The sequence below is a fragment of the Methylobacter sp. BBA5.1 genome (assembly GCF_000746145.1).
Lineage (GTDB): Bacteria > Pseudomonadota > Gammaproteobacteria > Methylococcales > Methylomonadaceae > Methylobacter > Methylobacter marinus.
In genome coordinates, this window is record NZ_JQKS01000043.1 from 26047 (window position 1) to 36884 (window position 10838).

Sequence of the window (10838 nt, forward strand, 5' to 3'; positions counted from 1 at the left end):
GCGATAGGTTGTTAAACCGATCTTTATTCAACTGACAGTGACCTCATCGCCTGAATGGTCATGCACGCGTAGGTGCGAATTCATTCGCACTATTCACGCTGGAGGCACTTTGTTAAACCTGTCTCAATTCAACCAATGCATAACACCAGATACCATTATCCTGTTTCCGAAGCCGTCAATCTGTAGTCTGATCCTGCTCAGGCAAGGGCGGCTTGATGGATACATCGCCAACCAGCAGGGATTCCTCCTCTTTCTGCTGTTCCAGCCATTCCTGCCAGACGGCCTGCAATACGGCCAGTATGACCGGCCCCAGAAAAATGCCCACCACGCCGAAAGCCGTCAGTCCTCCCAGAACGCCAAACAAGACGATCAGGAAAGGTACTTGACTGGCGCCGCTGATCGCCAGCGGCCGGATCACATTGTCCACCGTGCTGACGACCAGAACCCCCCAGATTATCAGCCCTATGCCGGCCAATAACTCATCCATGAAAATGAGCGCGATGGCGATGGGCAGCCACACCAGTGATGCGCCCAGGGGCATCAGGGAAAACAGGGCGGCAAGCACGCCAAACAATACCGGCGCCTGTACGCCGGCCACCGCAAAAGCAAGGCCGGACAGAAGACCTTGGCCGAGTGCGGCGAGCACCATGCCGAATACGACCGCTTTCGTGGTATGTCCAGCCGCCTGTAGATAGATATGCTGGTGTTTGCCCAGAAAACGGATCAGTCCTTGATGCAACTGCCGGACCGCTTCCTCGCCATCGCGGAAACAGAAAAACAAGGTGACCAGAACAATGGCCAGTTTCATGAGGTTGTTGCCGAGATTGCCCAGAAACGCGGTAACGTCTCCCAGCCAGTGTTGCGCCGTGCTGGCGAATTGTTCGGTAATGCTGGCCCTGTCGGTGTTGAAGCGCGTGATGCCGTCCTGCAGATAATCGCCCAGTCCCGGTATGTGCTCGATGAAACCCGGTAGCCGAAGGGTATCTTCAGCGAGATGAATGCTCAAGGTTTGATAGGCCGCTTTTAATTCTTCCTGCAGCAACGCGAGCAGCCAAAAAATCACCAGAAAGAGGAACGTGGCAATAATCAGTGTCATGAGCAGCGCGCTAAATGATTTTTTGCCTTTAAGCCGGCGGCGCAGCCATCGATAGGCCGGCCAGGTGACATAGGCGATGATGAAGGCCCAGATCAGCGACAGCAGGAATTCGCGCAGCACCATATAACTTAATAACAGGAGACTGACCAAAAGAATGCCGGGAATGATGTCCCGGTAAAAGGGCTTGCTTAAAAAATCATTCATAAACCTGAAAAAGTCATCTACTCAAATGGATAGCCGGGTATCCTATTTTGTCATGCCTGTTTTACCCGGAACTGCCGGTTTTATACAAATTAATCACGCTGCCTGCCAGGACCATCCGGACCTGCCGCGGCGTCATCGTGTGCCGGGTGAAAAAAGTTGCGTTCCGGGTTTTGTTGACGACCGTGACGGTATTGCCCTGCTGAATCTCTTCCTTGGCATTGGGCAGTTCAAGGCTATCGTTCAGATCGATTATGTCGTAATCGGCCTCGTCGGCGAAGACCAGCGGCAGGATGCCGAAATTGCACAGATTCTGCCAGTGAATGCGGGCAAAGCTTTTGGCGATGACGGCCCTGACGCCGAGATGGCGCGGCGCCAGTGCCGCATGCTCGCGGCTTGAGCCCTGGCCGTAGTTGATGCCGCCGACGATCAGCGAGCCGGTCAACTGATACGGCATGGCCCGGTCGAAGTACGACTCGTCGAGCTGGGAAAAGGTAAATTTGCTGATCTCGGGAATATTGCTGCGATACGGCAGCACCTTTGCGCCGGCCGGCATGATCTCATCGGTCGAGACATTGTCGCCCACCTTCATCAGCACCGGCCCGGCCAGGCTTTGCGGCAGGGGCTCAAATGTCGGCAGCGAGGCGATGTTCGGCCCCTTCACCAGTTCCACGGCCCCGCCGTCCTCGGGCGGCGGCGTCAGCGCCTCGGTATTGAGGATATAGGTCTTCGGCTCCTCAAATTTCGGATAGGGCATGGACAAGTTACGAGGATCGGTGATAACGCCGGTAATGGCGGAGGCGGCGGCCGTCTCAGGGCTGCAAAGATAGACCAGATCTTCCTTCGTGCCCGAACGTCCGGGGAAGTTGCGCGGCACGGTTCTGAGACTGATCCGATGGGTGGCCGGCGCCTGGCCCATGCCGATGCAGCCGTCACAGCCGGCCTGATGGATGCGCGCGCCCTGATGAATCAAGGTGCCGAGATAGCCCAGCCGGGTCATGTTTTCAAGGATCTGCCGCGAGGTCGGATTGACATCGAGCGATACGTCTTCATGCACCGGGTGATCCTTCAGCATCATCGCCACGATCGCGAAATCCCGAAGCCCCGGATTTGCCGATGAACCGATCATGCACTGATAGACTTTTCGTCCTGCGACTTCGCTGACCGGCACGACGTTGCCGGGGCTGCTGGGGCAGGCGATCAGGGGCACGAGCTCCGAGAGGTTGACCTCGATATGCTCATCGTAGGCCGCGCCCGGATCGGCCAGCAGTTCGATCCAGTCGCCGGCGCGCGCCTGCGAGTCCAGAAAGCTTTTCACGGCCTGGTCCGATGGGAACACGCTGGTCGTCGCGCCGAGTTCGGCGCCCATGTTGGCGATCACGTGCCGGTCCATCGCGCTGAGCTGGTCCAGGCCCGGTCCGTAATATTCCATGATCTTGCCGATGCCGCCCGATACGTCGAGACGGCGCAGCAGTTCCAGGATGATATCCTTGGCGCTGACCCAGTCCGGCAGTTGGCCGGTCAGCTTGACGCCGACGACATTCGGCATCTTCACATGAAACGGCTGGCCGGCTATCGTCAAGGCGACCTCGAGGCCGCCGGCGCCGATCGCCAGCATGCCCATGGAGCCGGCGGCGCAGGTATGGCTGTCGGAACCGAGCAACGTCTTGCCCGGCTTGCCGAAGCGCTCCATATGCACCGGATGGCTGACGCCGTTGCCGGGACGGCTGAACCAGAGGCCGAATCTACGGCAGGCGCTCTGCAGAAACAGGTGATCGTCGGCATTCTTGAAGTCGGTCTCCAGCAGATTGTGGTCGACATACTGGACCGAGACTTCGGTTTGGGCACGGTCCAGTTCCATGGCCTCAAGCTCCAGCATCACCATCGTGCCGGTCGCATCCTGGGTCAGGGTCTGGTCGATTTTCAGGGCAATCTCTTGCCCCGCCGTCATGTCGCCTTCGAGCAGATGGCTTTCAATCAATTTTTGCGTCACATTTTTAGGCATGGGTTTTCTCCTGCGGATGGAGTAGTAGGAACGCCAGCGCCGGTTGCCGCGCCTGCGGTTTTTCCAGTGTATCCGTCTCTGGTTAAGCGAATTCCATGCAATCCGATGTCGTCGATTCAATGCCTTCATGGGACATTACAGGATTTGCTCCGACAAGGCGATAATCAACGCGTAACGCAAGCTTTTGCCCAATCCGACCAGAATCAGGAATACCCAAAGGCGCACCCGCATGATGCCGGCGATAAACGTCAAGGCATCGCCGCCAGCCGGCAGCCAGGACAACAATAAGGACCAGACGCCGAAACGCTGGTACCAGTGCTGGTAGCGGTGCAATTGCGAAATCTTGAACGGAAACCAGCGTTTGTATTCGAAATGCAGCAGATAACGGCCTAAAAGCCAGTTTACGACCGCGCCCAGCGTGTTGCCAGACGAGGCAAACAGCCACAGCAGCCAGGGATCGTGGCCGGTAGCCAGCAGGCCGACCAGCGCCACTTCCGAATAAAACGGAATCAGCGTGGCGGCCAAAAAACTCACTCCAAATAAACTGAAATAGGCGGTCATACTTTTATAGTTGTTGTCGGGCAGTGGTAACCAGCGCGCGAAACAGATTACGCTGGCGCGAGAGGTAGATCAGGTATTCGGGATGCCATTGAACCCCCAATAAGAATGGTTTCGACGGGTCTTCTACGGCTTGCACGATATTATCCAAATCACGGCCGGCGACTCTCAGACCGCTGCCCAACTCGTTAATGGCCTGCGTATGAAGACTATTAATCCGACAGCGCGTTGTTCCCAGCAGTTCCTGCATCCGGCTGTCCGGTTCCACCAGCAGGGTTTTCAGCGGCAGTACCGTGAAACGGTTGCGCGTATGGCGGCGCAGTTCGCGCAGGTTCTGATGCAGATTGCCGCCCAGGTAGGTGTTGAGCAACTGCTCTCCGCGGCAGATGGCCAACATGGGAATATGCTGCCGCAGGGATTTTTCGATATACATCAATTCGAACAGATCCCGCTCCTTGTCATAACGGGTATTGGGCAGTTCCTCCGATTCGTAAAGCGTGGGATAAATATCATCGCCGCCGCCGATCACAATGCCGTCCAGCACCTCATGCAGATGCGAACGACGGGGAGTGAGCCTCAGGGGCTTGCCGCCGGCGGCGAGAATGGCATAACGCGTGAAGTGCCAGGCGCGATCCCCGCCCTTGCTGGGCCCTGTTACGCCAATTACAGGGTGTATGAGCGATGCAGCCATATCTCGACAGTATCTTTCCAGTCCTTGAACAGATCGGCCAAGGGCCTGTCCAAAAAACGCGAATAAGTTTGGCACAGGCTATTCAGATGGCCGGCATCGCAGGCCAGGTTTTCGACCACCAGCCAGTTGCGCCAATCTCCGTCTATGCTCCAGTCCGGCTGGTCGATCCGGCAGTTGGGCAGCCGGTAGTGCAGCGTGGGGCGGGGATGAATGCGATCGTCTTCAATGACCGACAGCGCCCGCGATTTGTCCAGATAAGCGAACAGCGGCAGCATATCAAGCGCCCGGTTGCGGGTAGGGTTGGCCAACAGGTAATCGTCGATCAAGTCGTTCTGGTCGGGGTGGTAACCCAGGTCGATGACCTGTCGGATATAGTCGGTGGGAAAAGGGGCGATGTAACCGGTCATGGATCGGGTCAGATCGATCTCGCTGCGGTAAACCAGCCAGTCATACAGGCAAAGGAAAGCCTTGAGGTAAGCAACGATGGTTTCCGGTTCCAGGCTGGGCAGTTCCGGGTTGAAATGCAGGCCGAAAGCATTCAGCGTGCCGCTGTCCGTGCCTTGGGCGCCCGATGCACGCAGAATCGGGACCAAAAGCGCCAACTCGCCGAGACGGTCCATCGGAATCGGCGGTGAAATGACTTCAAAAGGCACGATCTGTTCGGCCGCCAGGCGCACGATCTGTTCGGACCATTCGTCGAGCAGGGCGAAAGGATCCTCGGGATCTATCTTGTAGCGGCCTTTTTTCTTCAGGTATTGAAAATCCAGCTCGACTTTGAAATCGCCCAGACAGGTGTCGGCGATGGTGTTCTCATAAGCGCTATTGACCTGTATGGTGCCGCCGAACTGTTGGTGGATCAGCCGGGCGATGTGTTCCAGGGATAAGCCCGCGAATTCCAACTCTACGCCCACTCGCCTCATTGCTCCCGATGCCGTGGCACAGTTAGGGGGAAGAGGAAGTATGGGAGCCTGATGCATAAAAGCCTGTCGTTTATGGCGGTGCGGCGGAGCCGGAACCGGTATGGCGCCTGGTCAGGATGCGCTAATCGGTATCGAGAATACAAACCGATAAATCCGAACTGTTGCCGTAAGTGTTTTTTTTCATTATCCCGTCGGGTCGATAAAGATCAATAAGTCAAAATACTTAATGGAGGTTACGCATGTGCCGTTTTTTCCGTGCGGTGCGAATTTATTTTCCGGTTTATTCCAGGCTCATTCGCTGCTGGTTCCGGTAGCCAAAGGCCGTACCGTTTCAATCAACAACCGGTTAAATGCTTCGGGCTCTTCAAAAGGCGGGTTATGCGCCGAATGTTCAAACCAGACCAGCCGTTTACAGGGCGCCCGAATCGTCTTGAAATAGCGCTCGGCCAGGATGGCGGGCACATGCCGGTCGTAGCGTCCGAGCAGAAAAAATAGCGGCACCTCGAAGGTCCGGCAACACTTGCTCAGATTGAGCTGTGAAATCTCATCTTCAAGCTGTTCCAGGGAAAAGCGGTTGCCTTGGCCGAATTTGACGAGGTCGACTAGATTTGCCTCATCGGTGCCGAGCGCCGCCCAGATCAGTTTGCCCGTGGAAAGATCGCCATGGAACATGCCGCCGAACCGCTCGACCCAGGTGCCGACGGTCAGCATGTCGTCGACCGAGGCATAGGGCGGCGGGCCGATCTCCTGCAATTCCGAGAGGGCTTTGGCATTTTCGCGCTTTTGGGCTTCGGAAAGCGCGAACGCATAGGACAAACGGCGCGCCTGGGCTGTGTCGGCCATTTGCGCCACGCCCACGTAAGCTGCCACCTTTTCCGGATGGCGGGAGGCGTACAGCGTTCCCAATACCGTGCCCCAGGACTGGCCCAGCAGCACGACCTTGTCCTTGCCGAAACGCCGTCTGACCAGGTCCACCACTTCATCGAGGTCTTGCACGAACTGGTCCATGGTCATGGATTCGGGCGGAATATCGGCTTGGAACGAGCGCCCGGCGCCACGCTGCTCCCAATACACGACCAGAAAATGTTGTTCGAGGTCGGCATTGTAATGGCGGAACAGCGCCGATTCGCTGGCGCCGGGCCCTCCATGCAGAAGAATCAGCGCCGGATTGCGCCGGGAGACGCCGCGAAACCAGATACTCTGCTCAACGCCGCCGATGGACACCATTTCCATGGCCGCAATGCTGCCGGGGATAACCCGGCCTGCCGCGTCCTTGAACGGGACGGTATGTATGCAGCCGGTACTCAGAAGGAGCAGCGTCAGGGCCGTAACACGGCAGAGCAAGGTAACGCCAGCCAGATTTCGATGACCGCTTTCGTGATGATGAGTCATGGCATGAGCCGTCCAGTAGGCAAAGTCAGCGGGAAACGGTCGCCCGGGAAGGGCTGGTCTCTGTCAGGTGGATACAGGATTAGACACTTCAATCAGATTCATGTCCGGATCCCGAAAATAAACCGACAGAATCGGCCCCGTAGCGCCTGTGCGCGGCACCGGGCCTTCCATGATCGTCACCGCGCATGAATCGAGGTGGCTGATCACATCATGCAGCGGCACGGAAGTGATAAAGCATAAGTCGGCGGAACCCGGGGTTGGCCATTGGGCTTTGGGCTCAAATTCGCTGCCATGAACGTGCAGGTTGATTTTCTGCGAACCGAATGACAAGGCTTTGCGCCCGCCGCCGAAGGTAATGATCTCCACGCCCAATGCTTTCGAATAGAAAGCGCAGGTCGTTTCAATGTTTTTGACGGTCAGAACCAGATGATCAAGGCTGTCGATTTTCATGAGAGATGCGCGTTGTGTCATGTCATTCAATTGTAGGCATAGTGTTAAAGTTCAGCGGCGACTGTCGCGCCGTTAAGTTGATAGTCATATCCAGATACTTTTTCCCGGCACAACAAGTATCTTTAACTTCTTCGGCACTGGCGATGGGTAATGCCTCGTCCCTTTCCCGGACGTATCGAGGCGAAGCATTGTAAGTCCCTGGTGATCATCATTAGCGGCCTGACAAGGCGTCATGCATTGCATTGATGACGATACGGAAACGGGAATGGACTCTAGCACTGCATTAATATTCAGGACAAGTGTTTTTTGCAGGACATGCCGCTTTACCGCTCCGCCGGCAACCGGCGCTGGAGCGCCCGGCAGCGGCTGCAATCAAGGCATTCCTGTGAAGTCTGTTTCAGCATTTCGGGGACACGTCATTCGGATCGTTTCCGGGCATGAACAGATCGCTTTAAGGCAGGAAAATCAACAGAACTATTTCGATAATTGATGATTAAAGCGAGAATGTTTTTCTGTTAAAATATGAATATATTCATATAGATGAGTATAACTATAAGCTTATATTCCACTGTCGCCGGTGAGCTGAAAAATGGCGAAAAACGGGAGCGATATTTGGAGACAAACTACGATCGACGGACAGACAAGAAACCGGTTCAGAATATGAATATATTCATGAATTGAAGTGTCTAAATTTTTCTGGAGAGTTTCATGCCGGTTGAATTAGCGGATAAACAACGGCGGGCGGTCAGCGTCGTGGAAACGCTTTGCTGGGTGTTGGTATCAGCGGGCGTTCGGTCTGCGTGAGTGTCGATAAATGGGCGTTTGGCTATAGCTGCTATAGCGGCGATAACGCCAATGTTGGCGTGTTCGTTTCCGCTCCGGCCGGGGTGGATGTCGAACCGTATTTTGTAACAGGTAAAACCATTGTGGAGGCTGTAAAAAATATGATCGATTCAATCAAGGGCAGGGCGAACGGCGCTAAACCGCAGGTGTGCGAATCAGCGCCGTTCTAACCAGGTGTTTCCTATGTGGGTCAGGGTAGCCGCCCTGGCTCACGTTTTCCTAAATTCGCACATTAGGCGTTAAAAAGATTATGACAACCCAACCGAGAAATCAAGTTAAGCCGCGTTTTGCTTTAGATGTCACGGGCCGCCATCGGGGCGGTCCGGGCGCAGAGGACAGGCAAATCAACGGTCAGACTTTTGCCGGATGAGCGAATATTTTTTCAACCTGACAGGCAACAGAGGCGGTACGGTTTCGGGAGAATGCCGAAACCGGCCGGTAGACGACAACCTTTCTCTTCTTGCCGGAGAGTATTAAGCAAACTGGCGGGGCCGGTAGCCGCCTGTCCCGCCTTGTATTTCATTCGCACAATTCAGGTATTGTATTTATGTATTCATCAACACAGTTAATTGACCGGGGAAAACCGGCCGACAACCAAAATACCCAATTGCCGGTGATTTCCGCGAATCCGCTGGATCTTCCCGCAACCACGTTCAAAGAGGGTCTGGACCGCCGCAAGACCAACCGTGCCGTGCTCATGGCCTGGGTGCGCGACGCCCTGGTGGAAGGTATCGATTACGGCAGGGTGCATATCGTCCACCGGAGCAAGTGTCACGCCGGAAAGGATTGCAGAAACCCGGCCCACTTCAGCAAACCCAGCCTGTTCAAGCCCGGCGCCGAGAAAATTTGCGGCATGCTGGGCCTGACGGTGCGTTACCCGACCTTGCCGGATTATGAACAGGCGGCGCTCACTGGCGCAAAGCTGAGCCAAATCATTATCCGCTGCGAGATCGTGGACGCATCCGGCCGGACGGTGGCCGACGGGGTAGGGGCGCGCTTGTTGTCTCAGGATAACGGCGACATTAACAAGGCCTTGAAAATGGCTGAAAAATCCGCTCACATCGACGCCACGCTGAGAATGGCGGGGCTTTCCGAAGTCTTCACCCAGGATCTCGAGGACATGGTGCAGCGTCGGGACATCGAAAGCGCCCAGCCGGTCGAAGCCGAGCCAGACAGCGATTCTCATCGCATTAACGAAACCCAGCTTCAGCAGCTTGAAGCCCGGATTGAAGAACTTGGCCTGGATCCGGACCGGGTTAAGAACTGGATGACCAAGGCGTCAAAGAACCGTTTTAACAGCTTTGCGGAACTGGATACGGACTTCTACCAGATTCTTTACCGCAAGCTTGACCAGTTCGCAAGGGTGACGGAATGAAGCATCTAACGCTCTACCAATTGAGCGCCAACTACCTTGAAGCGCTGGACGTCTTGACCGATCCGGAGGCCGATCTGCCGATGGAAGCAATCAACGGCACGCTCGAGGCGTTGAGCGGCGAACTGGAAGACAAGGCGATCAATGTAGCCAAGTTCCTGCGCAACATGGAAGCGGCCGCCGAAGCGATCAAAAACGCCGAAGCGGGCATGAGTAAACGCCGGAAGACCCTGGAAAACCGGGTTACATGGCTGAAAAGCTACCTGAAAAACAATATGGAACATACCGGCATCAGCACCATTGAATGTCCGTATTTTAAGCTTTCCATCCAGGATAACCCGGCCGCTATTCAAATTGTGGATGAAGAAGCGATTCCGGATCAGTTCAAGGAACAGGTCGTCACCTGGAGAATCAACAAGACCGCGATCAAGGAGGCGATCAAGGCGGGCAAGGCGGTGCCCGGCGCCGAACTGGTCAACGGCACTCGTCTGGCCATCAAATAATCCGTGCCCGGCAAGCATCAGAGCCGCTTCGGCGGCTTTTTTTTGCCTTGATTATGAATAAATTCATATAATGCCGCGTTTCACTCAGGGCAGGATCTCCGATGCAAATAGGCGACAGAATAAAACGCAAGCGGCTTGAACGCGGCTTGGTCCAAAAAGAACTTGAAAATCGCTCAGGCGTGACCCAGTCGATGATCAGCAAAGTGGAAGGCGGCAGCGCCGAAAATGTCTCCATCGATGTGCTCAGGAGACTGGCCAAAGCCTTAAACTGCCCGCTGATCGACTTGCTTCCCGATACTGACAAGAAGGGAAGCTGATTCCCCGGTGCGGATACCCACAGCAGGCGCCGCGCCTGGAGCATCTACCGTGGATATCCGTACCTGCAATGCCCCGATTTATCCTAGTACTCAGTCAATTTAATTATGGCGGATAAACTGTAGGTGCGAATTCACTTGTGCCCTTCAGGGTATTCGCACTATTCGCATGCTATGGATACTCCGCAAATTTTACTCGTCAGAACAAGGTTGACTGAGTACTAGTACTTAGTCATTGTTGTATTGTCGGATAAAGTTTTTTCAATTTTACCCGAGCATCTTGATTGGTAAATTGCCATTCCATGGGTTTTGAAATCGAATTTCGTTTGTCTTGCCAGGCAGCGACTTCGTTTTTCAAGACCTCTTGATTCGGAATGCGCCGATCCAAACATTGTCTTGATAAGATGCTCAACTCGATTTCCGCCATATTAAGCCAACTGCCGTGCTTGGGCGTGTAATGGATTTCCAGTTTATCCAAAATTCGCCGCGCCTC

The 10838-nt window shown here is 55.1% G+C and carries 12 protein-coding genes; 4 read left to right on the top strand and 8 right to left on the bottom strand.

Going from position 1 to position 10838, the window contains the following annotated elements; translation table 11 throughout:
• Window positions 1–175 precede the first annotated feature (175 nt).
• The 7 genes from EK22_RS19780 to EK22_RS19810 all read right to left on the bottom strand — a co-directional run bounded on the left by EK22_RS19780 (window position 176) and on the right by EK22_RS19810 (window position 7313).
• The gene (locus tag EK22_RS19780; RefSeq protein WP_020160452.1) at window positions 176–1300 is read right to left on the bottom strand and encodes an AI-2E family transporter; all 1125 of its coding nucleotides are present in this window, start codon (window positions 1298–1300) and stop codon (window positions 176–178) included.
• A gap of 61 nt (window positions 1301–1361) precedes the next feature.
• A complete protein-coding gene (locus EK22_RS19785; RefSeq protein WP_036253886.1) occupies window positions 1362–3302 on the bottom strand; it encodes an aconitate hydratase in 1941 nt (646 codons plus the stop codon).
• A gap of 135 nt (window positions 3303–3437) precedes the next feature.
• Window positions 3438–3836 carry a YqaA family protein gene (locus EK22_RS19790; protein WP_232216380.1) on the bottom strand — a complete coding sequence of 133 codons (399 nt, stop codon included), beginning with the start codon at window positions 3834–3836 and terminating at the stop codon, window positions 3438–3440.
• Between the two features lie 31 nt (window positions 3837–3867).
• Window positions 3868–4551: a gamma-glutamyl-gamma-aminobutyrate hydrolase family protein gene (locus tag EK22_RS19795; RefSeq protein ID WP_036253887.1), complete on the bottom strand. Its 684-nt coding sequence runs from the start codon at window positions 4549–4551 to the stop codon at window positions 3868–3870.
• Complete coding sequence (locus EK22_RS19800; protein ID WP_081917990.1) at window positions 4524–5462, bottom strand: amidoligase family protein; 939 nt, start codon at window positions 5460–5462, stop codon at window positions 4524–4526. The genes EK22_RS19795 and EK22_RS19800 overlap by 28 nt, the downstream gene beginning before the upstream one ends.
• Window positions 5463–5762: 300 nt before the next feature.
• Window positions 5763–6863 carry an alpha/beta fold hydrolase gene (locus EK22_RS19805; protein WP_036253889.1) on the bottom strand — a complete coding sequence of 367 codons (1101 nt, stop codon included), beginning with the start codon at window positions 6861–6863 and terminating at the stop codon, window positions 5763–5765.
• A 63-nt stretch (window positions 6864–6926) separates the two neighbouring features.
• The gene (locus EK22_RS19810; protein ID WP_036253890.1) at window positions 6927–7313 is read right to left on the bottom strand and encodes a VOC family protein; all 387 of its coding nucleotides are present in this window, start codon (window positions 7311–7313) and stop codon (window positions 6927–6929) included.
• Between the two features lie 764 nt (window positions 7314–8077).
• Between EK22_RS19810 and EK22_RS19815 the strand changes: the two genes are divergently transcribed.
• The 4 genes from EK22_RS19815 (at window position 8078) to EK22_RS19830 (ending at window position 10348) form a co-directional block, all read left to right on the top strand.
• Window positions 8078–8326, top strand: coding sequence for a hypothetical protein (locus EK22_RS19815; RefSeq protein ID WP_235209458.1), 249 nt, complete (start codon window positions 8078–8080; stop codon window positions 8324–8326).
• A 377-nt stretch (window positions 8327–8703) separates the two neighbouring features.
• The gene (locus EK22_RS19820) at window positions 8704–9531 is read left to right on the top strand and encodes a hypothetical protein (RefSeq protein ID WP_036253891.1); all 828 of its coding nucleotides are present in this window, start codon (window positions 8704–8706) and stop codon (window positions 9529–9531) included.
• Window positions 9528–10031: a siphovirus Gp157 family protein gene (locus EK22_RS19825; RefSeq protein ID WP_036253892.1), complete on the top strand. Its 504-nt coding sequence runs from the start codon at window positions 9528–9530 to the stop codon at window positions 10029–10031. The genes EK22_RS19820 and EK22_RS19825 overlap by 4 nt, the downstream gene beginning before the upstream one ends.
• A gap of 101 nt (window positions 10032–10132) precedes the next feature.
• Window positions 10133–10348 (top strand): helix-turn-helix domain-containing protein, encoded by a 216-nt coding sequence (locus tag EK22_RS19830; protein WP_020160462.1) that lies wholly within the window; start codon window positions 10133–10135, stop codon window positions 10346–10348.
• A 229-nt stretch (window positions 10349–10577) separates the two neighbouring features.
• Here EK22_RS19830 and EK22_RS19835 read toward each other — a convergent pair.
• A partial coding sequence (locus EK22_RS19835; protein WP_036253274.1) for a transposase occupies window positions 10578–10838 on the bottom strand: 261 nt, incomplete at its 5' end.